Raw genomic sequence first — 20,655 nt, forward strand, 5'->3', positions numbered from 1 at the left:
TCAGTCGCAGGTTAGTTTAGGAGGTCTTATGGAACTGAAACTGGATTTGGATAAGGAGTATGGGCTTGTACTGGAAGGCGGCGGAGCCAAGGGTGCTTATCAGATTGGAGCATGGAAAGCACTTAAGGAAGCCGGTGTAAAGATAAAAGGAATCGTTGGAGTGTCTGTAGGTGCCTTAAATGGTGCACTGATCTGTATGGATGATCTGGAGCGGGCAGAAGAAATCTGGAAGAATATTGATTATTCCAAGGTTATGGCTGTAAACGACGATACTATAAAAGCACTAAAGAAAAAGGACTTCAAATCCTTAGGTCTGGCAGAGCTGATCAACAGCGGACTGCAGATTGTAAAGGAAGGTGGATTTGATGTTACTCCTTTAAAGAATCTGATTTCAGAAGTAGTAGGGGATGGCGAAAGAATTCGAAATTCAGAGCGAGAGCTATATACGGTGACTTATTCTGTCAGCGACAGAAAAGAACTAACGGTAGATGTAAGAGCTGGGGAAAGAGGTTCCGTGAAGGATATGCTTTTAGCCAGCGCTAATTTTCTGGCATTTAAAAATGAAAAATTGGGTGGAAAGAAATATATGGATGGGGGCGGTTTCAATAATGTTCCTATTAATGTTCTTTTAGACCATGAGTATAAAGACATCATTGTAATTCGAATCTACGGCTGGGGTTTTGATAAGGAACGCGTAGTTAAAATTCCCGATGGGGTCAATGTGTCCCATATTGCGCCAAGGCAGGATCTGGGAGGGATTTTGGAATTTGACAAAACCCTTGCCAGAAAAAATATGACATTAGGGTATTATGATGCCCAAAGGTTTCTATATGGTTTATGTGGTAAAGTCTATTATATTGATGCTCCCAATTTGGAACCCTATTATTTTGACCGAATGATGTCTGAACTTGAGCTGTTAAAATACTATATCAAAGATATTGTTACAGAAGAAGGAATGGAGACCTTAGCTGGCTACCGAATCTTTACAGAAAAGCTGTTTCCCAAGCTGGCGGAAGAATTTAAACTAAAGACGGACTGGGATTATAAGGATATGTACCTGGGCCTATTAGAAGATCTGGCAAAGAGGTTAAAGGTGAAACGGTTTGGAATCTATACGGTGGAAAGCCTGTTATTGGAAATTCGAAAGAAAATTAAGATGCAGGAAGAAGTAAAACCTTTAATATAACGACCTTTTATAAAAATATGTTGCATATTTATACATTATATACTATAATGATGTATAAAAATACAACATATCATGGAGGAAGCGCTATGAATTTAAAAGGAAGAAATTTTATAACATTAAAAGATTTTACACCAGAGGAAATTGAATATCTGTTGAATTTATCTGCAGATTTAAAGGCAAAAAAGAAACAGGGGATTACAGGAAGCTCTTTAAAAGGAAAAAATATTGCGCTCATTTTTGAAAAGCCTTCAACCCGTACCAGGTGTTCCTTTGTAGTGGCCGCCGTTGACGAAGGGGGTCATCCAGAATATTTAGGAAAGGATGATATCCAGCTTGGTCATAAAGAAAGTGTAGAAGATACGGCTAGGGTTCTTGGAAGAGTTTTTGACGGAATCGAATTTCGTGGATTTAAGCATAAAACAGTAGAAGATCTGGGTAAATATGCAGGCGTACCTGTTTGGAACGGACTTACAGATGATTACCATCCAACTCAGATACTTGCAGATCTTTTGACCATGAAAGAGCAATTTGGCTATTTAAAAGGTCTTCATTTTGTATATGCAGGAGATGGACGCAATAACATGGCAAACAGCCTGATGATTGGAATGAGTAAGATGGGAGTTCATTTTACCATTTTAGCACCAGAATGTCTGTGGCCTGTGAAAGAATTGGTAGAGTTGTGTCAAGGCTATGCAAAGGAAAGCGGAAGTACCATTACCATAACAGAGGATTGTGCGGCCGTTAAAGACGCAGATGTTTTATACACCGATGTATGGTGCTCTATGGGAGAAGAAGAAAAGGCAGCCGAGAGAATCTCTCTTTTAAGGCCTTATCAAATCAATAAAGAACTTATGAATCAAACAGGTAAAGATACCACCATATTTATGCATTGCCTGCCGGCTGTCAAGGGATATGAAGTGACAGAGGAGGTTTTTGAATCCGGCGCATCGGTGGTGTTTGATGAAGCAGAAAATAGAATGCATACCATCAAGGCGGTAATGGTTGCTACCTTAGGAGATTAAGATGTATATACAGGAACGAGGAAGAAATTTAAGAAATGCATCCATGATGGTGGATCTTGTTCACATTGTGGTTGGTATCTTCATTGTAGTGCTATCAGTTATTTCGTTTTTAAACCCAGAAGAACATATGGTATTGTTGCCGGCAATCTTTTTTCTTGCCAGTGTTCTTAACCTCGTCCACGGAATCTATAAGATACGTTTGAGTGGGAGAGAGAAGAGAAAGAAGGCAGCAGCAGTTGCAGCAACTCTTTTTGGAGTATGCTTATTTGCCCTATCCGTTGTTAGTGCAGTAAGTATATGGCGGGGGTAATGGGATTGAAAACAGAAATTCTAAAACTTCTAAAAGAAAACGACGGATATATTTCAGGACAGGAACTTTGTGAACGCTTTGGTGTTTCCAGAACCGCTATATGGAAAGTCATCCAGAATCTGGAAGAAGAGGGGTACAAAATTGAAGCGGTTCGAAATAAAGGGTACCATTTCATCGATTCTTGTGATATAATGACGAAAACAGAGATAGAAAGTTGCATTAGGGGGAAACTTGGCAGAGTGGTGGAATATCACGATGCCATTGATTCCACTAACATAAGAGCCAAACGTTTGGCAGAGGATGGAGCTTTATCTGGAACTCTAGTCGTATCGGATTGCCAGAAGGCAGGAAGAGGCAGAAGAGGCAGAGAATGGGTATCCCCCTCTGGAACGAATGTGTTCATGAGTCTGATTCTTAGGCCAGATATTCTCCCAGGTTCCGCTTCCATGCTTACTTTGGTGGCAGCACTGGCTGTACATGAAGGAATTTTAAGAGAAACTGGACTGGAGACTTCCATTAAGTGGCCCAATGATATTGTTGCTGGCGGTAAGAAACTGTGTGGCATCCTTACTGAGATGAGTGCTGAACTGGAGGGAATCCATTACGTGGTGGTTGGCATTGGGATCAATGTCAATATGGAGGGGTTTCCAGAGGAAGTATCTTCTGTGGCAACCTCCCTATACTTAGAATTAGGGGAAAAGGTGAGGAGAAGTTCTCTGATTGCCTCTATTTTAGAAGCTTTCGAGGGTTTTTATGAAGAATTCATCAGCCAGGGTGATTTATCCGGGCTGATAAGTGTCTATAATAGCTGTATGATTAATGCAGGGAGAGAAGTGAGAATTCTTGACCATGCAGGTGATTATACAGGAAAAGCTATTGGGATCAATGAGAAGGGAGAACTTCTCGTTGAAATGCAGTCAGGAGAGGTAAAACATGTAATCTCCGGAGAAGTATCCGTCCGGGGACTCTATGGATATGTATAGAAATGAAACAATCGTTATATGATAAGTTACAGATTTTAGAGCCAGAGGGAGTAGTACTTTCCGATCTTGATCGATTAAGAGCTATGGAACGTCCTCTTCTTTCCTGGTACAAAGAGAACGCTAGAGTCCTTCCCTGGCGGGAGGATCCAAAACCGTACCGGGTCTGGATATCAGAAATTATGCTTCAACAAACCAGAGTTGAGGCTGTAAAGCCTTACTTTGCCCGCTTTATGGAGGCGCTGCCAGATATTCAAAGTTTGGCTGATGTTTCAGAAGATGAGCTTTTAAAGTTATGGGAAGGTCTGGGTTATTACAGCAGAGCAAAGAATCTTAAAAAAGCCGCAGAGCTTCTAGTGGCGCAGTATGGGGGAAACCTTCCTGCGTCCTATGAGGAACTAAAAAAGCTTCCTGGGATCGGATCCTATACAGCAGGAGCCATTGCCTCCATTGCTTTCGGGATCCCGGTCCCTGCTGTGGATGGGAACGTACTTCGGGTGATTTCAAGGGTCACAGGGAGCAAGGAAGACATTCTAAAACAGTCGGTCAAAGCTAGCGTAGAAGAAAAGTTAAAAGCAGTTATGCCGCAGGATTCTCCTAGTTCCTATAATCAGGGGCTTATTGAAATAGGTGCTGTCGTATGTATTCCAAATGGTGCGCCTCTATGCGAACGTTGTCCCCTTAATTCTCCTTGTATCGCCAGAGCAAAGGAATTAACGGGTGTGATACCGGTAAAGACGCCAAAGAAGCCAAGGAAGTTGGAAGATAAGACGGTTATGCTGTTATGGCAAGATGGTCGGGTGGCCATAAGGAAACGAGAGGACACCGGACTTTTGGCTTCGCTCTATGAATTCCCTAATGCGGAAGGCCATCTTGATGAAACACAACTGCTTTTGTCTCTGGATATAAAAGAGGCAAAGATCACTTCTCTACCTCCTTCGAAACATATATTCAGTCATGTAGAATGGTATATGATTGCATACCGTATTGATTTAGAGGAAGAGCCGCGAGGAGATTATTTATGGGTCACTCCGGAAGAAATTAAAAAAACTTATTCTCTGCCAGGTGCATTTAAGGCGTATACAAAGTTGATCAGGTGATTATAATGAAAAAGATGCTTTTTATATTTAATCCGCGATCCGGCAAGGCGCAGATCAAAAACAAATTAATGGAAATTCTCGATATATTTGCAAAATCAGGGTACGAGCTTATCGTACATGTGACCCAGGGGCCAAGAGATGCTACCCAAGCGGCAGCAACTTTAGGCAAATCCGTGGATCTGGTGGTGTGCAGTGGAGGAGATGGAACCTTAAATGAGACCATCAATGGTTTGATGGAACTTGAGAAGATACCAATACTTGGTTATATCCCTGCTGGCTCTACCAATGACTTTGCAACAAGTCTTAAGATCTCCAGGAATATGATAACGGCCGCCCAGACGGTTGTATCTGGAGTGCCATATCCCATAGATATCGGTTGTTTTTGCAGGGAAAGGCACTTTGTATACATTGCAGCTTTTGGGGCGTTTACAGAAGTTGCATATTTAACTTCTCAGGATTTTAAAAATGTTCTGGGACATCAGGCGTATTTCATGGAAGGAATGAAAAGCCTTACTTCCATAAAATCATATGTCCTTCGTGTCGAATGTGATTCTGTTGTTTTAGAAGGAGATTTCATATTTGGGATGATTACCAATACCATAAGTGTTGGAGGCTTTAAGGGGTTGGTTGCGCAGGATGTAGCCTTAAATGATGGAGAGTTCGAGGTTCTTTTAATTCGCACTCCCAAAACCCCCCTAGATTTTACGAATATCATTAATTATATGTTTTTAAAAGAAGAGCCCAATGAATACGTTCATAAGCTACGGACAAGCTGTATTAAGATATTCCCTGAAGAGCCCATCGACTGGGTCCTTGATGGTGAGTTTGGAGGATCCAGAAGGGAAGTTGAAATTTTCAATTTGAAGAAACAAATTAAAATTTTGAGAAATCCGCAAAAAAAGCAATAAATCTACTTTTTGAAAAAGAAATATGTTGAAATATGAAGCATGGTAGTATATAATGAAATGTTGTGTGGGCTTTATGTATACTTCTTAGCGAAAGGACGTTTTAAGTGGAAAAGGAAAATTTTTTAGAGAAGCTGGGTAAGCTTGTCGATCTAGCAAAAACAAAGCAAAACGCTTTGGATGTAACGGAGATTAATAACTTCTTTATAGGTGAGGAGTTGACTGCAGAGCAGATGGATCAGATTTATACGTACCTGGAGAACCGCGGCGTTGACGTGGTCCCGGTAATTGACGATTCCGTTTTAACTGATGATGTGCTCTTATCAGAAGACCTCTTGTTGGATGACGACATTGATGATGGCTTCACAAAAGACGTTGATGAAGACGACATTGATCTTGACGCTATTGATTTGCTTGAGGGCATCGGCACAGAGGACCCTGTCCGCATGTATTTAAAGGAAATCGGTACAGTACCACTTTTAAACGCAGAGGAAGAACTGCGCCTTGCTAAGAGAAAAGCGGATGGCGACGCTTACGCCAAAGAACGTTTGATCGAGGCGAATTTACGTCTTGTGGTCAGCATTGCCAAACGCTACACCGGTCGTGGTATGAGCTTTCTTGATTTAGTTCAGGAAGGAAATCTAGGCCTTATTAAGGGTGTTGAAAAGTTTGACTATACCAAAGGTTATAAATTAAGTACATATGCTACTTGGTGGATTCGTCAGTCTGTGACTCGCGCGCTAGCAGACCAGGCAAGAACGATTCGTGTGCCTGTGCATATGGTTGAGACGATTAATAAAATGTCTAAGATGCAGAGAAAACTTACTCTGGAACTGGGATATGAACCATCGGTTGCTGAGCTTGCAGAAGCTTTGGACATGACGGAAGATAAAGTTATGGAGATTATGCAGATAGCCAGAGAACCTGCATCCTTAGAGACCCCTATTGGTGAAGAGGATGATTCAAACCTTGGAGATTTTGTAGCGGATAACAATGTACTGACACCAGAGGGCAATGTGGAATCTGTTATGTTAAGAGAGCATATTGATGCGCTTCTCGGCGATTTAAAGGAGAGAGAGCGTCAGGTTATTGTACTTCGTTTTGGACTGGAAGATGGCCATCCTCGTACCTTGGAGGAAGTGGGTAAAGAGTTTAATGTTACCCGTGAGCGTATCAGACAGATTGAGGCAAAGGCACTTAGAAAGTTAAGGAATCCTGTGCGCAGTAAGCGTATCCGCGATTTCCTATAAGAAGCAAAAGGCGTAGCGGTAACTTCTACGCCTTTTTTGCAATTTTCATACATTGTTTTCGTACAGCGAAGGGAGACATTATGAACCGCAGAAATTATCAGAAGGAACTTGATCAGATCATTTTGGGATTAGAGGAAGGAAAAAAGGTTCCAAGGTTATTGATACATAGTTGTTGCGCCCCCTGCAGTAGTTATGTATTGGAATACTTATCTCAGTATTTTGCTATAACGATTTATTTTTATAATCCTAATATTTATCCTCCAGAGGAATACGTAAGGCGTGTAGAGGAGCAGGAACATCTTGTTGCTGGTATGGAATTTATTCACCCAGTAACCGTGGAAAGCGGCGCCTACGAGCCACAGGAGTTTTACCGTATCATAAAGGGATTTGAGAAGGAACCAGAAGGTGGTGAGCGTTGTTTTCGCTGCTATGAGCTGCGCCTTCAGGAAGCAGCTAAGATAGCGCTTGCAGAGCGTTTTGATTATTTTACCACAACACTGACCATTAGTCCTTTAAAGAACGCAGAGAAGCTAAATGAGATCGGAGAAAAGCTTGCTAAGGAATATCATGTATCTTATCTGCCGTCTGATTTTAAAAAGAAAAATGGATATAAGCGCTCTGTTGAATTATCAAAAGAACACGGGCTCTACCGTCAAGATTACTGCGGTTGCGTATTCTCCCAGAGACAAGTGGCTAACCAGGTGGAAAATAAAAAAGACATGCCGGGTTTGGCTTGACACAAACTTAATATTGTAATAAAATTAACAACAAGGCGTATAAAAAATTGAGGATAAAGGAGAGAACAATATGTTATCTAAAACACTGACTGTTAAAAATCCATCTGGACTTCACTTAAGACCAGCAGGAGTTCTGTCTCAGACAGCTATGAAGTTTAAATCTGATATAATTGTTGAATATGGAGAGAAAAGAATTGTTGCTAAGAGCGTATTAAACGTTATGGCAGCAGGAATTAAAAGCGGTGCTGAAATCACTCTCATCTGTGATGGTGAAGATGAAGCAGCAGCTATGCAGACTATGACTGAGGCGATTGAAAGCGGCCTTGGCGAGATGTAATTTATTTCACTCATAAAGAAGCAGATCAAAGTCCTGGAAACTTATTTCTAGGACTTTTTTTAATGAGCAAATCAAGGTGGTTTGATCCGGAAATTTCATTATAAAACAGAAGAATGATAAGGAACTTCTTATTATAAAAAGCGAAGACTTAATATAATTAGGAATTTCAACCATTTTCTAATGCTGGGTGTAGAATTGTATTTGTGAGTATGAAAATAATGTATATACAAGTGAGAAGACTGACATAAAAGCCGAGAATGTTTGAAAAGTCTAATTATCTGACAATTAGCAAATAATACGCATTTACAAAGTGATAAAAATGTAGTATTATCAACTAAAATTTACTGTTACACTTTAGCACTCAAAAGTAGAACTGGCAGTTGGGAAAGGATGAGATTATGGATATGAGTTTATACTCCCCGAACAAGATAGTGACTCCGGGACTTTACGATCCCCGTTTTGAGCATGATAACTGCGGTATTGGCGCGGTTGCCAATATGAAAGGTGAAAAGACCCATAAGACCGTTGAACAGGCACTTCATATTGTAGAAAATTTGGAACATAGAGCAGGAAAAGATGCAGAAGGAAAGACCGGTGACGGTGTAGGCATTATGCTTCAGATCTCTCATAAGTTTTTTAAGAAAGCGACCAAGGCTCTGGGTATAGAGATTGGGGAGGAGAGAGAATACGGGGTAGGTATGTTCTTCTTTCCTCAAGATGAGCTTGCAAGAAATCAGGCGAAGAAAATGTTCGAAATTATTGTCGAAAAAGAAGGGCTTGAATTCTTAGGTTGGAGAGAAGTACCAACTCATCCGGAACTGATTGGTAAAAAGGCCGTGGATTGTATGCCTTATTTCGCTCAGGGCTTTGTTAAAAAACCGGTGGACGTTAAAAAAGGACTTGATTTTGACCGAAAGCTTTATGTATCAAGAAGAGTGTTTGAACAGAGTAACGATAACACTTATGTCGTTTCCTTAAGCAGCAGAACCATTGTTTATAAAGGAATGTTCCTGGTAAAAGAGCTTAGGAAATTCTTTATGGATCTTCAGGATAAGGATTATGAATCTGCAATTGCTGTTGTTCATTCTCGTTTTAGTACTAATACAAATCCAAGCTGGATGAGAGCCCATCCCAACCGTCTTATCGTACATAATGGGGAGATCAACACCATTCGCGGTAATGTAGATAAGATGATGGCTAGAGAAGAGAACATGGAATCAGAGTATTTCCAGAATGATATGCATAAGGTTCTTCCGATTATTAATCAGGAAGGTTCCGATTCTGCAATGCTTGATAACGCACTGGAATTTATGATGATGAGCGGCATGGATCTTCCTCTTGCAGTCATGGTAACAATTCCAGCTCCATGGGAACATGATAAGTCCATGCCACAGGAAATTAAGGATTTTTACCGCTACTACGCTACCATGATGGAACCTTGGGATGGCCCGGCTTCTATTGTATTTAGTGACGGTGATCTTTTGGGAGCAGTCCTTGACCGTAACGGGCTTCGTCCTTCTAGATATTACATCACAGACGATGATCACATGATTTTGGCATCTGAAGTAGGCGCCATTGATATTGATCAGAGTCGTATTGTTAGAAAAGAACGACTTCGTCCAGGCAGAATGCTTTTGATTGATACTGTAAGAGGTTGTCTGATTACAGATGAACAGTTAAAAGAAAGTTATGCATCACGTAAGCCATACGGAGAGTGGTTGGATTCTAATTTAATAGAGCTAAAGAGTCTTCAGATCCCCAATAAGGGTGTTCCAGTCATGAGTAAAGATGAACTGGCTAAGATGCAAAAGACTTACGGATATACGTATGAAGAGTATAAGACAATGATTCTCCCCATGGCTTTAAATGGAGCGGAAGCAGTATCTGCAATGGGTACAGATAGTCCTCTTGCCGTATTAAGTAAGAAGCATCAGCCTCTTTATAATTATTTTAAACAGCTTTTTGCCCAGGTTACCAATCCCCCCATTGATTCCATTCGAGAAGAAATTGTAACTTCAACCACGGTGTATGTGGGAGAGGAAGGTAATATTTTAGAAGAAAAAGCAGAAAATTGTAAGATTCTTAAGGTGAGTAACCCGATTCTTACGTGCACAGATCTTTTAAAGATTAAGCACATGAAGAAACCAGGTTTTAAAGTAGAAGTAATTCCAATTACCTATTATAAGAACACTTCATTGGAAAAAGCCATTGACCGGTTGTTTTTGGAGGCTGATCGCGCTCATCGAGATGGAGCCAATATCATTATCCTGTCTGATCGGGATATTGACGAAAATCATGTACCGATCCCATCACTGCTTGCAGTCTCTGCTTTGCAGCAACATCTGGTGAAGACAAAAAAGAGAACCTCAGTTGCACTTATTTTGGAAAGTGGCGAACCAAGAGAAGTTCATCATTTCGCAGCGCTTCTTGGTTATGGTGCTTGTGCCGTTAATCCATACTTGGCTCAGGAATCTATTCATTATTTAATTGAGAGTGGTATGCTTGATAAGGATTATTATGCAGCAGTGGAGGACTACAACTCAGCCGTTCTTCATGGTATTGTAAAAATCGCTTCAAAGATGGGTATTTCTACCATTCAGTCTTATCAGGGAGCTCAGATTTTTGAAGCAGTTGGTATCTCAAAACATGTGATTGATAAGTATTTTACAGATACAGTAAGCCGAGTTGAGGGCATTTCTTTGGAAGACATTGCAGATGATGTAGATGATCTGCATTCCGCAGCATTTGATCCACTTGGACTTGACGTAGATTTGACTCTTAACAGTGTGGGAAGCCATAAGGAAAGAGCTGGAGAAGAGGAACACTTATATAATCCTCTCACCATTCATCTTCTTCAGGAGGCGACCAGGAGCGGAAGTTACGAAACCTTTAAGGAATATACACATGCTCTAACTGACGAAGGACAGATGGTGAATTTAAGAAGTCTTTTGGATCTTGATTATTCCAAGGCAAAAGAAATTCCTTTGACAGAGGTAGAAAGTGAAGATTCCATTGTTAAGCGTTTTAAGACTGGAGCAATGTCTTATGGTTCTATCTCTAGAGAGGCCCACGAAACCTTAGCAATTGCGATGAACCGGATTCATGGAAAGTCAAACAGCGGAGAAGGAGGCGAGAGCCTTGACCGTCTAACCCTAGGGACCGATGGCTTAAATCGTTGTTCCGCCATCAAGCAGGTTGCTTCTGGTCGATTTGGTGTAACTTCCAGATACCTAGTAAGTGCAAAAGAAATCCAGATTAAGATGGCTCAAGGCGCAAAACCAGGAGAAGGTGGTCAGCTGCCAGGACAGAAAGTATATCCTTGGGTTGCGAAGACTAGACATTCTACAACCGGTGTTGGGCTTATTTCCCCTCCACCGCACCATGATATTTATTCCATAGAGGATTTGGCTCAGTTGATCTATGATCTGAAAAACTCCAATACAGAAGCTAGAATATCAGTGAAGCTGGTTTCGGAAGCTGGAGTTGGTACGGTTGCGGCAGGTGTTGCCAAGGCAGGTGCTCAGGTTATTCTTATCTCTGGATTTGACGGAGGAACCGGAGCTGCTCCAAGAAACTCTATTTATAATGCAGGGCTACCTTGGGAACTTGGCGTGGCAGAAGCTCATCAAACCCTTATTATGAACGGACTTCGAGACAAAGTCATTCTTGAGACAGACGGAAAGCTGATGACAGGTCGGGATGTTGCCATTGCCTGTATGTTGGGGGCAGAAGAATTTGGATTTGCCACAGCACCACTTGTAACACTTGGCTGCGTTATGATGAGGGTTTGCAATCTGGACACTTGCCCAGTTGGGGTAGCTACCCAAAATCCAGAACTTCGTAAGCGGTTTAAGGGAAAACCTGAATACGTTGTAAACTTCATGTACTTTATCGCAAAAGAGTTGAGAGAGTATATGGCAAAGCTTGGTGTGCGTACGGTGGATGAACTGGTAGGAAGAACGGATCTTTTAAAGAAAAAAGAGGCTCTTTCTTCGAAACGTGCCAGCAAGGTAGACTTAAGTGCGATCTTAGGAAATCCCTATGCAGAGCAAAAGCTTGCAGGTTATAGCAGCAAACAGATCTATGATTTTGAACTAGAAAAGACCATGGATGAAAAGATTATTTTAAAGAAATTAAAGCAAGCACTGCAGGCAGGACAGAAAAAGGGACTTCAAATCGATGTTTCCAATACAGACCGCGCCCTTGGTACCATCTTTGGATCTGAAATTACAAAGCTATATCCAGAAGGTCTTGCAGAAGATACCTTTACCATTAATTGTACTGGTAGCGGCGGTCAAAGCTTTGGGGCGTTCATACCAAAGGGACTAACCCTGGAATTAGTGGGTGATAGCAATGACTACTTTGGCAAAGGTCTTTCCGGTGGAAAGCTAGTTGTTTATCCTCCGCAGGGAGTGAAGTTTAAGGCAGAAGAAAATATTGTTATTGGTAATGTAGCTCTTTATGGAGCCACTAGCGGTAAAGTATTTATCTGTGGTGTAGCAGGTGAGAGATTCTGCGTTCGTAACTCTGGAGCAACAGCGGTTGTAGAGGGCGTAGGAGATCACGGTTGTGAATACATGACAGGAGGACGTGTGGTAGTTCTAGGTTCCACAGGAAAGAATTTTGCCGCAGGAATGAGCGGCGGAATCGCTTATGTTCTTGATGAGAAGATGGATCTTTACAAACGTCTGAACAAGGAGATGGTTGCTTTTGAAGAGGTTACAAATAAATACGATGTTTTGGAATTGAAAGAAATGATTAAGGAACATGTGGCTTACACCAACTCTGCAAAGGGAAAAGAAATCCTTGATAATTTTGGAGAGTACCTACCTAAATTCAAAAAGATCATGCCACACGATTACAGACGCATGATGAATACCATTGTCCAAATGGAAGAAAAGGGACTCAGCAGTGAACAGGCACAGATTGAAGCATTTTATGCCAATTCAAAAGGATGAGGAGGAGTAGAACATGGGAAAGCCAACAGGATTTTTAGATTATGACAGAAAAACAGGAAAAACGGTAGACCCCAAGGCTCGTATTAAGAATTACAACGAGTTCCATCTGCCTCTTTCTGAAAAAGAACAGAGATGTCAGGGCGCACGCTGCATGGATTGCGGCGTCCCCTTCTGCCAGTCCGGTGTAATGATTAAAGGGATGGTTTCTGGATGTCCAATTAACAACTTGATACCGGAATGGAATGAACTTGTTTATAACGGTACGTGGCAGCAGGCCTATAACAGACTGAAAAAGACCAACAGCTTTCCAGAGTTTACTGCAAGAGTATGCCCTGCCCCTTGTGAGGCAGCGTGTACTTGCGGTTTAAACGGGGATCCAGTGAGTATCAAAGAAAACGAATATGCTATCATAGAACGTGCTTACCAATCAGGCATTGCAGGTCCTACCCCTCCAAAGATCCGCACAGGGAAAAAAATCGCTGTCGTCGGTTCCGGTCCAGCTGGTCTTGCGGCGGCAGATCAGCTCAACAAAAGAGGGCACAGCGTAACTGTATTTGAGCGTGAGGATCGTATTGGTGGGCTTTTAATGTATGGCATACCTAATATGAAACTGGAAAAACATATTATTGAACGTAAGGTAAAGATCATGGAAGAAGAGGGCATCACATTTGTCACAGGGGCAGATGTGGGGAAAACCCAGAAGACCAAGGAGTTATTAAAAGATTTTGATCGTATTATCTTGGCTTGTGGTGCCTCAAGTCCTAGAGACTTAAAGGTTCCCGGAAGAGATGCCCAAGGGATTTACTTTGCAGTGGATTTCTTGAAATCTACAACAAAAAGTCTTCTTGACTCTAATTTGCAGGATAATCTTTATGTCTCAACAAAAGGGAAGCATGTCATTGTAATCGGCGGAGGAGATACTGGAAATGACTGTGTGGGAACTTCCGTACGTCATGGCTGTGCTTCTGTGACCCAACTTGAGATGATGCCAAAGCTTCCTGAAAAGAGAACTGCAGATAATAGCTGGCCAGAGTGGCCTAAGGTTTTAAAAACCGATTATGGTCAGGAAGAATCCGTTGCTGTGTTTGGAAAGGATCCAAGAGCTTACCAGACAACGGTGAAAGAGTTTATAAAAGATAAATCAGGTAAAGTGGTAAAGGCAGTCCTCATGAGTCTGGAACAGAATAAGGACGAAAAGACTGGACGGATCTCCATGGAACCTATAGTAGGAAGTGAGAAAGAGGTACCAGCTGATATTGTGTTAATCGCAGCGGGATTTCTGGGAGCACAGAGCTATGTGGCTGAGGCGTTTGGTGTTAAATTAAATGAGCGCAGCAATGTAGAGACTCCAAAAGGCAAGTATCGGACCGATGTAGATAAGGTATTTGTGGCTGGAGATATGCACAGAGGTCAGTCCCTTGTGGTTTGGGCAATTAGGGAAGGCCGTGAAGTAGCTAAAGAGGTTGATAAGAACCTTATGGGTTATTCTAACCTTGCATAATTAAAAAGAGGAGACAAAAACTTGTCTCCTCTTTTTGCGCCTGATATTATAGTTCTATGGTTAGTCCTACCCCAACCTCATGAATAGGTAGTTTGTCCATCATCTTAGCTTTTGCTAAAAGGGAAATGCAGTGGCATGGATATACCTTGTCCACATGGCAGTTTTTAAGATGATCTACGGTTTGTACAAAGCGTTCGTTCACGTCAAACAGGTGGAATCCTCCTAAGACACCTGCAACTTGATCTTCCTCGCATATTTCCTTGGCGTAATCAAGGGTATTGCAGATACCGCCGTGAGAACAAGAGGAGATTAGGAATAGCCCTTTTGAGGTCTTTAAAGCGAGAGCAGAATCATCTATAAGATAATCATCCTGCCATTCGCCATCAGACATCACTTTGCCTAAAGGACTTCTTTGCTCAAATTCATTCTTCTGGGGGATCTCACCTAAAAACACACAATTATCTGAGAGAAAATATGGTTTGTTAGTGGGGATATATTCTGTCTTATTACTAATATCTTCTTTGCTAAATGGGGCGCCTATGTTCTGGTTTCCTGCTATCTTAGAATTGAAACAGCCAGAATGAGAGATGATCTTTATCTTGGATAATTGAATGGCTTCATCTAAAAACTTCAATCCATTGGTATGATCGTTGTGCCCATGGGAAAGGACAATGTGAGTCAGCTTGGACAAATCAATTCCCATCTTTTCTGCATTTGAAAGCACTATGTCAGAATATCCGGTGTCCAAAAGGATCCTCAGATCGTCAATTTCTATGTAAAAACTTGCGGCAGGCTCCCCTTTATAAAATTGGTCTTCTAAAGTACTGTTGTCTACAACTATTTTCACTAACATATGAACTCCTGATCTGGCTATTTATTGAATTTATTATAGCATAAAATGAGTTAAAATAAAGTTAAGATTACAATAAAATACAGTAAATGAGCAATATTTGCATAAAATAACCAAAAAGGAGCACAAACCTTGTGTTTGTGCTCCTTTTCAAATCGTATTATATTAATGAGAACAAGGGAAATCTTCCTTGTAAACTTTCTTTATAGCGGGAATCATACTTGCTCCTACCATGTTTCCAAGAGAAATCACAAGCATATACAGGACTGCTTTTAAACTCCAGGCACCGGCCATTGTAAAATAAAACATGTCTGCGATACTATGTTCAAAGCCTGAAAGTATAAATACCATGATAGGAAGGATAAGAGCCAGGTGTTTACCAACATCGTCCTTTACGGTCTGGAAACCAACCACAGCGATACACATTAAGACGCCACACATAAAAGCCATTACAAATGTGCTAAATAAGGTATCAGTCAATTTTAAATCCACAATTTCAGTTGCGTGTTCCACTAATTTTACTAGCTTCGTGTGGCGAAAGATCAAGCCGGAACCTAGTGTTCCTATAAGATTTCCTATGTATACAATTAAAACCGTTTTTAAATAAGAAGGTCCTTCGTGGACGATGTAACATATCTTTCCTGTGTATAAGTTAAATCCAAACGTATAGATGGTAAATAAACCGATGGAAAATAAAAAAGAACCAGCAATCCGATTTTCAAGAGTCAGATATATGATTCCTCCCATTGCGATGCAGACTCCTGCAGCAATTGCTTTAATCAGTGTTTTCATGTTAATACTCCTTTTCTTTTGTCGATTCTTGTCTCACGTAAAAAGAGGTTTTTTGTCCTGTCATATTATAGCATAACGAATGTAGTTTTCAAGAATATTTATGCAATTGATATAAAATTATCATTTTGATTTTGCGCAAAGAAAAGCCGGTGCTTTCAGGCACCGGCCGATAAGCGTTATACGTTGAATCGGAAGAGGATAACATCCCCATCTTTAACTACATATTCTTTGCCTTCTGAGCGGACAAGTCCTTTTTCTTTTGCTGCGCTATAAGCTTTGCAGTCTAAAAGATCCTTGAAATTCACTACCTCTGCACGGATAAAACCTCGTTCAAAATCGGAATGAATCTTTCCTGCTGCCTGAGGCGCTTTTGTGCCTTCCTCAATGGTCCAGGCTCTTGTTTCCATAGGACCGGCTGTCAGATAGCTGATAAGGCCCAGGAGCTGATAACTTGCACGAATGAGTTTTTCAAGACCGGATTCGGTAAGACCAAGATCTTCTAAAAACATCTTTTTCTCATCTTCTTCCAGTTCAGCAATTTCTTGCTCAATCTGGGCGCAGATGACAAAAACTTCGCTGTCATTTTCTTTTGCAAAAGCTCTTACCTTTGCAACGAGTTCGTTGGTGGCACCGTCATCGGCCAGATCATCTTCGCAGACATTAGCAGCAAAGATAACAGGCTTATAAGTAAGAAGGTTGAGAGAGGAAATAAATTCGATCTCATCGGATTCATCTAGATCCATGCTTCTTGCCAGTTTGCCGTCTTCTAAATGGGCTTTAATTCTCTTAAGGATATCTAATTCCTTTGCAAGGGACTTATCGTTCATTGATCCTTTATTCGATTTAGCGATGCGACGGTCTAAAATCTCAAGATCGGAAAAAATTAACTCTAAGTCAATTGTTTCAATATCGCGCAAAGGATCTACGCTACCGTCAACGTGAATGACATTGCCGTCTTCAAAACAGCGTACCACATGTACGATGGAATCTACTTCCCTGATGTTGGAAAGAAACTGATTTCCCAGACCTTCCCCTTTTGAGGCTCCTTTTACAAGACCAGCAATGTCCACGAACTCAATGGCAGCTGGGATGATCTTTGCGGAATTATAAAGTTCAGCCAACTGACCCAGGCGTGCGTCTGGAACAGGAACGACCCCTATATTTGGGTCAATCGTACAGAATGGATAGTTGGCAGATTCTGCCCCAGCCTTTGTAAGAGAATTGAACAAAGTGCTTTTACCTACGTTCGGTAATCCGACAATACCTAATTTCATAGCAATTACCTTCCTAATATTGTTTATATTCATGGTTGATTTTTATTTACAACTAATATAGAATAACATATTATCCGCAAAAAAAAAAGACAAAAAACACAAGAAACCCATCATTTGTCGAAAAATAGTCGAATATGTCGGGCGAATCTGTTTGATTTTTGTGTTTTCACGGGGTAAAATAAAGAAAAATCGAAAGGAGAAGACGAATGGCAAATACGGCAGATATTAGTTTTGTACATTTGGGAATTACGATTTCTCATTTGCGAAACAGTATCTCAATATTTGGGTTCCGCATTGCATTCTACGGGATTATCATTGGGATTGGAATTTTAACAGGCCTCTGGATTGCTTCGAATGATGCAAAACGAAGAGGACAAGACCCGGAACTGTATCTGGATTTTGCCCTGTATGCAATCGTAGTTTCTATTATATGTGCCAGAATCTACTACGTTATTTTCGATTGGGCTAATTATAAAAATGACCTGTTACAAATTTTGAACTTGAGAGCAGGGGGGCTGGCTATTTATGGCGGTGTCATTGGTGCAGCTTTAACTCTGATCGTCTATACCAGGGTGAAGAAACTTTCCTTCTTTTCCTTGGCGGACACTGGATGTCTTGGACTGATAACCGGGCAAATTATAGGAAGATGGGGAAACTTCTTTAATTGCGAAGCGTTTGGCGGATATACAGACGGCCTGTTTGCTATGAGAATCAGAAGGGCGCTAGTTAACGAGAATATGATATCGAAAGAACTATTAAACCATTTAATCGTTCAAAATGGTGTAGAGTATATACAGGTACATCCAACCTTCTTTTATGAGTCGGTATGGAATCTATGCGTACTTGCATTCATGCTCTGGTACCGGAAACGCAAACGGTTTGATGGGGAGATGTTTCTTATCTACCTGCTTGGCTATGGACTAGGACGAGTATGGATAGAAGGAATCCGTACGGACCAGCTAATATTCTTTGGTACTGGCATTCCGGTGTCTCAGGCACTGTCATTGATCCTGGTAGTGGTATCTACTCTTGTGCTCTTCTTCCAACACAGACAGATTAGATTAAAGAGCAAAGGAGAAACATGATATGATAATTTCAAAAGAAGAGTTAATTCGAAATATCGAAGAAGCAAGGGAAAGACTGAATAAAAGTATTGATTATGATGATGGAGATGTTATTTATCTTAGGAGTGTAGAACTGGATAAATTGATTGAACAATATATAGAAGCAGGTTATTAAGTTATATATGTATGCGGGAAGGCTAAATGCCTTCCCGCATTTTTTGTGCAAAAAATTACCATGATATTTATGTTAAATATGATCATTATAATATGAAGAAACACTAAAATAGAAGCACTTTGGAAATACCTTGTCTAATTGTGGGAAATATTGGAAATAATTGCATTTAACGTCTTTTGTAACCGAAATCAATGAAAAATAATCAAAAATTTCCTTGCTATTTCTAATCAAATGTACTAAAATTAAAGTACAAGTGGAGGAAAGTGGTACAAAGTGGTAGAAAATGGTGGAAAAGCAATAAAACACCCTACCTATGTACGAGCAGGTGATTGGTATGTTCATGGGAGAGTACAATCATACAGTTGATGCGAAGGGACGTCTTATTGTCCCATCTAAATTCAGAGAACAGCTTGGAGAAGAATTCGTCGTGACGAAGGGCTTAGATGGCTGTTTATTTGTGTATGATAACACCGAGTGGACTGCCTTAGAAGAAAAGCTAAAAAGCCTGCCTCTTACCAATACCAATGCAAGAAAGTTTTCTAGATTCTTTCTGGCCGGTGCAACCTCCTGCGAAGTGGACAAGCAGGGAAGAATTCTTCTTCCAGCAGTTCTTAGAGAACATGCAAGCATTGAAAAAGATGCGATTTTAGTGGGAGTAGGTAGCCGGATTGAGATTTGGAGTAAGGATGCATGGACAGCAGCCAATACCTATGATGATATGGAAGAAATTGCGGAAGCTATGGAAGGACTTGGAATATGATGTTTGAACACAAGTCAGTGCTGCTAGAGGAAACCATCGACAGCCTGAATATAAAACCGGACGGAATTTATGTTGACGGAACGTTAGGAGGCGGAGGACATGCTCTTGAAGTGTGTAAACGTCTTTCTAAAAACGGAAGATTAATTGGAATTGACCAAGACGCAGATGCCATAGAGGCAGCGACAATGCGACTTGAGGAACATAAAGATAAAGTTACAGTCGTAAGAAGTAATTACGTAAATATAAAGGCAGTACTAAGTGAACTTGGAATTGAGAAGGTAGACGGTATTTATCTGGATCTGGGTGTATCCTCGTACCAGTTGGATGCTTCAGACCGAGGATTTACCTACAGAGAAGAAGATGCTCCTTTGGATATGAGGATGGATCAGAGAAACGATCAGACGGCTGCTGATATTATCAATAACTACAGCGAATTTGATATTTACCGGATCATAAGAGATTATGGCGAGGACAAGTTTGCCAAGAATATTGCCAAGCATATTGTCAGAGCAAGAGAAATAAAGCCAATTGAGACGACAGGGGAACTGTCAGAGATTATTAGAGCAGCCATTCCTGCAAAAGTAAGAGCTAAAGGTGGTCATCCTTCTAAGAAGACGTTTCAGGCAATTCGGATCGAACTTAATAAGGAATTAGAAGTATTAAGTCAGTCACTGGATGCTATGATTGATTTGCTTAATCCAGACGGGCGAATATCGGTTATTACGTTTCACTCCCTGGAAGACAGAATTGTAAAGACTAGATTTAGAACCAATGAAAATCCTTGTATTTGTCCTCCGCATTTTCCGATATGTGTCTGCGGCAGAAAAAGCAAAGGTAAGGTTATAACAAGAAAACCCATCATACCAACAGAGGAAGAGATCGAAGAGAATAAGCGTTCAAAAAGCTCCAAGCTTAGGGTGTTTGAGCGCATAGATTAAGGGAGGAAATTCGAGTGGCTGCCAAAAATAATGTGCGATCCTACAGAAATACTGATTACGTACATGGAAATGCTGTCCGTAAAGCAATACCGGCACGCATACCGGCTAATACGCCAGAAGAAGTCCGCAGAACATCTGTAAATCACAGAGTAAGGCGGAATCGTGAAAAAGCTTTGCAAATGGATCTGCCCTATGTTCTTATGCTGACGGTTGCGGTTGTCTGCACCCTCTGTATCTGTATCAGGTATTTACAACTGCAATCATCTATTACGACCAATATTCACGGAATTGGCGTACAGGAAGCGCAGCTGGAAAAATTACGAACTGAAAACAATGCACTGGAGATAAGTATTAAAACTTCCGTTGATTTGGATCATGTGTATAAGGTAGCCACTGAGGAACTTGGTATGGTCTATGCAAATAAGGATCAGATCCTTCACTATGATAAAACGGAAAGTGAGTATGTAAGACAGAATGAGGATATCCCGAAATACTAACAAAAACAGGAATAAGAAG

18 protein-coding genes and 1 pseudogene are annotated in these 20,655 nt (G+C 40.9%); 16 read left to right on the forward strand and 3 right to left on the reverse strand.

The features are described from left to right. Positions 1 to 28: 28 nt before the first annotated feature. From BET01_RS11815 to BET01_RS11865, 11 genes are all read left to right on the forward strand, one after another. The gene (locus BET01_RS11815) at positions 29 to 1,186 is read left to right on the forward strand and encodes a patatin-like phospholipase family protein (RefSeq protein WP_120197026.1); all 1,158 of its coding nucleotides are present in this window, start codon (positions 29 to 31) and stop codon (positions 1,184 to 1,186) included. A gap of 86 nt (positions 1,187 to 1,272) precedes the next feature. Further along, positions 1,273 to 2,208, forward strand: coding sequence for an ornithine carbamoyltransferase (argF, locus tag BET01_RS11820; RefSeq protein ID WP_120197027.1), 936 nt, complete (start codon positions 1,273 to 1,275; stop codon positions 2,206 to 2,208). Between the two features lies 1 nt (position 2,209). Next, on the forward strand, positions 2,210 to 2,518 hold the full coding sequence (locus BET01_RS11825) for a DUF6637 family protein (RefSeq protein ID WP_120197028.1): 309 nt from the start codon (positions 2,210 to 2,212) through the stop codon (positions 2,516 to 2,518). Between the two features lie 5 nt (positions 2,519 to 2,523). After that, complete coding sequence (locus tag BET01_RS11830) at positions 2,524 to 3,501, forward strand: biotin--[acetyl-CoA-carboxylase] ligase (RefSeq protein ID WP_120197063.1); 978 nt, start codon at positions 2,524 to 2,526, stop codon at positions 3,499 to 3,501. 2 nt (positions 3,502 to 3,503) lie between these two features. Beyond that, a complete protein-coding gene (gene mutY / locus BET01_RS11835) occupies positions 3,504 to 4,598 on the forward strand; it encodes an A/G-specific adenine glycosylase (protein WP_330512797.1) in 1,095 nt (364 codons plus the stop codon). A 5-nt stretch (positions 4,599 to 4,603) separates the two neighbouring features. Next, positions 4,604 to 5,506, forward strand: coding sequence for a diacylglycerol/lipid kinase family protein (locus BET01_RS11840; protein ID WP_120197030.1), 903 nt, complete (start codon positions 4,604 to 4,606; stop codon positions 5,504 to 5,506). Positions 5,507 to 5,610: 104 nt separating this feature from the next. Beyond that, entirely contained in the window at positions 5,611 to 6,753 is a 1,143-nt protein-coding gene (gene rpoD / locus BET01_RS11845) for an RNA polymerase sigma factor RpoD (RefSeq protein ID WP_120197031.1), read from the forward strand. An 80-nt stretch (positions 6,754 to 6,833) separates the two neighbouring features. Further along, a complete protein-coding gene (locus BET01_RS11850; protein WP_120197032.1) occupies positions 6,834 to 7,490 on the forward strand; it encodes an epoxyqueuosine reductase QueH in 657 nt (218 codons plus the stop codon). 70 nt (positions 7,491 to 7,560) lie between these two features. After that, the gene (locus BET01_RS11855; protein WP_120197033.1) at positions 7,561 to 7,827 is read left to right on the forward strand and encodes an HPr family phosphocarrier protein; all 267 of its coding nucleotides are present in this window, start codon (positions 7,561 to 7,563) and stop codon (positions 7,825 to 7,827) included. A gap of 398 nt (positions 7,828 to 8,225) precedes the next feature. Then, positions 8,226 to 12,785 (forward strand): glutamate synthase large subunit, encoded by a 4,560-nt coding sequence (gltB, locus tag BET01_RS11860; protein WP_207667606.1) that lies wholly within the window; start codon positions 8,226 to 8,228, stop codon positions 12,783 to 12,785. 13 nt (positions 12,786 to 12,798) lie between these two features. Further along, positions 12,799 to 14,286, forward strand: coding sequence for a glutamate synthase subunit beta (locus tag BET01_RS11865; RefSeq protein WP_120197034.1), 1,488 nt, complete (start codon positions 12,799 to 12,801; stop codon positions 14,284 to 14,286). A gap of 46 nt (positions 14,287 to 14,332) precedes the next feature. Here BET01_RS11865 and BET01_RS11870 read toward each other — a convergent pair whose 3' ends face one another. From BET01_RS11870 to ychF, 3 genes and pseudogenes are all read right to left on the reverse strand, one after another. After that, positions 14,333 to 15,139, reverse strand: coding sequence for an MBL fold metallo-hydrolase (locus BET01_RS11870; protein ID WP_120197035.1), 807 nt, complete (start codon positions 15,137 to 15,139; stop codon positions 14,333 to 14,335). Positions 15,140 to 15,301: 162 nt separating this feature from the next. Then, positions 15,302 to 15,937 (reverse strand): annotated as a pseudogene (locus tag BET01_RS11875) (formate/nitrite transporter family protein); the annotation flags it as partial. 167 nt (positions 15,938 to 16,104) lie between these two features. Continuing rightward, positions 16,105 to 17,202 (reverse strand): redox-regulated ATPase YchF, encoded by a 1,098-nt coding sequence (gene ychF / locus BET01_RS11880; protein ID WP_120197037.1) that lies wholly within the window; start codon positions 17,200 to 17,202, stop codon positions 16,105 to 16,107. 206 nt (positions 17,203 to 17,408) lie between these two features. On the opposite strand from ychF, the gene lgt reads away from it, so the two are divergent. From lgt to BET01_RS11905, 5 genes are all read left to right on the forward strand, one after another. Further along, entirely contained in the window at positions 17,409 to 18,287 is an 879-nt protein-coding gene (gene lgt / locus BET01_RS11885; protein ID WP_120197038.1) for a prolipoprotein diacylglyceryl transferase, read from the forward strand. A gap of 1 nt (position 18,288) precedes the next feature. Then, positions 18,289 to 18,441: a Spo0E family sporulation regulatory protein-aspartic acid phosphatase gene (locus tag BET01_RS11890; RefSeq protein WP_207667607.1), complete on the forward strand. Its 153-nt coding sequence runs from the start codon at positions 18,289 to 18,291 to the stop codon at positions 18,439 to 18,441. A 334-nt stretch (positions 18,442 to 18,775) separates the two neighbouring features. Then, a complete protein-coding gene (mraZ, locus tag BET01_RS11895) occupies positions 18,776 to 19,201 on the forward strand; it encodes a division/cell wall cluster transcriptional repressor MraZ (protein WP_120197039.1) in 426 nt (141 codons plus the stop codon). After that, on the forward strand, positions 19,198 to 20,139 hold the full coding sequence (gene rsmH, locus BET01_RS11900; RefSeq protein WP_120197040.1) for a 16S rRNA (cytosine(1402)-N(4))-methyltransferase RsmH: 942 nt from the start codon (positions 19,198 to 19,200) through the stop codon (positions 20,137 to 20,139). Before mraZ ends, rsmH begins: the two co-directional genes overlap by 4 nt. A 14-nt stretch (positions 20,140 to 20,153) precedes the next feature. Then, positions 20,154 to 20,636 carry an FtsB/FtsL family cell division protein gene (locus BET01_RS11905; protein WP_120197041.1) on the forward strand — a complete coding sequence of 161 codons (483 nt, stop codon included), beginning with the start codon at positions 20,154 to 20,156 and terminating at the stop codon, positions 20,634 to 20,636. Positions 20,637 to 20,655 lie beyond the last annotated feature (19 nt).

Source organism: Lacrimispora algidixylanolytica (assembly GCF_003609635.1).
Taxonomy (GTDB): domain Bacteria; phylum Bacillota; class Clostridia; order Lachnospirales; family Lachnospiraceae; genus Lacrimispora; species Lacrimispora algidixylanolytica.

Bases quoted from the DNA above. Each gene is read 5' to 3' on its own strand.
- argF (WP_120197027.1), top strand. From the start codon at position 1,273: ATGAATTTAAAAGGAAGAAATTTTATAACATTAAAAGATTTTACACCA.
- lgt (WP_120197038.1), top strand. From the start codon at position 17,409: ATGGCAAATACGGCAGATATTAGTTTTGTACATTTGGGAATTACGATT.
- gltB (WP_207667606.1), top strand. From the start codon at position 8,226: ATGGATATGAGTTTATACTCCCCGAACAAGATAGTGACTCCGGGACTT.
- BET01_RS11825 (WP_120197028.1), top strand. From the start codon at position 2,210: ATGTATATACAGGAACGAGGAAGAAATTTAAGAAATGCATCCATGATG.
- BET01_RS11815 (WP_120197026.1), top strand. From the start codon at position 29: ATGGAACTGAAACTGGATTTGGATAAGGAGTATGGGCTTGTACTGGAA.
- mraZ (WP_120197039.1), top strand. From the start codon at position 18,776: ATGTTCATGGGAGAGTACAATCATACAGTTGATGCGAAGGGACGTCTT.
- BET01_RS11890 (WP_207667607.1), top strand. From the start codon at position 18,289: ATGATAATTTCAAAAGAAGAGTTAATTCGAAATATCGAAGAAGCAAGG.
- BET01_RS11840 (WP_120197030.1), top strand. From the start codon at position 4,604: ATGAAAAAGATGCTTTTTATATTTAATCCGCGATCCGGCAAGGCGCAG.
- BET01_RS11870 (WP_120197035.1), bottom strand. From the start codon at position 15,139: ATGTTAGTGAAAATAGTTGTAGACAACAGTACTTTAGAAGACCAATTT.
- BET01_RS11865 (WP_120197034.1), top strand. From the start codon at position 12,799: ATGGGAAAGCCAACAGGATTTTTAGATTATGACAGAAAAACAGGAAAA.
- mutY (WP_330512797.1), top strand. From the start codon at position 3,504: ATGAAACAATCGTTATATGATAAGTTACAGATTTTAGAGCCAGAGGGA.
- BET01_RS11850 (WP_120197032.1), top strand. From the start codon at position 6,834: ATGAACCGCAGAAATTATCAGAAGGAACTTGATCAGATCATTTTGGGA.
- ychF (WP_120197037.1), bottom strand. From the start codon at position 17,202: ATGAAATTAGGTATTGTCGGATTACCGAACGTAGGTAAAAGCACTTTG.
- rsmH (WP_120197040.1), top strand. From the start codon at position 19,198: ATGATGTTTGAACACAAGTCAGTGCTGCTAGAGGAAACCATCGACAGC.
- BET01_RS11855 (WP_120197033.1), top strand. From the start codon at position 7,561: ATGTTATCTAAAACACTGACTGTTAAAAATCCATCTGGACTTCACTTA.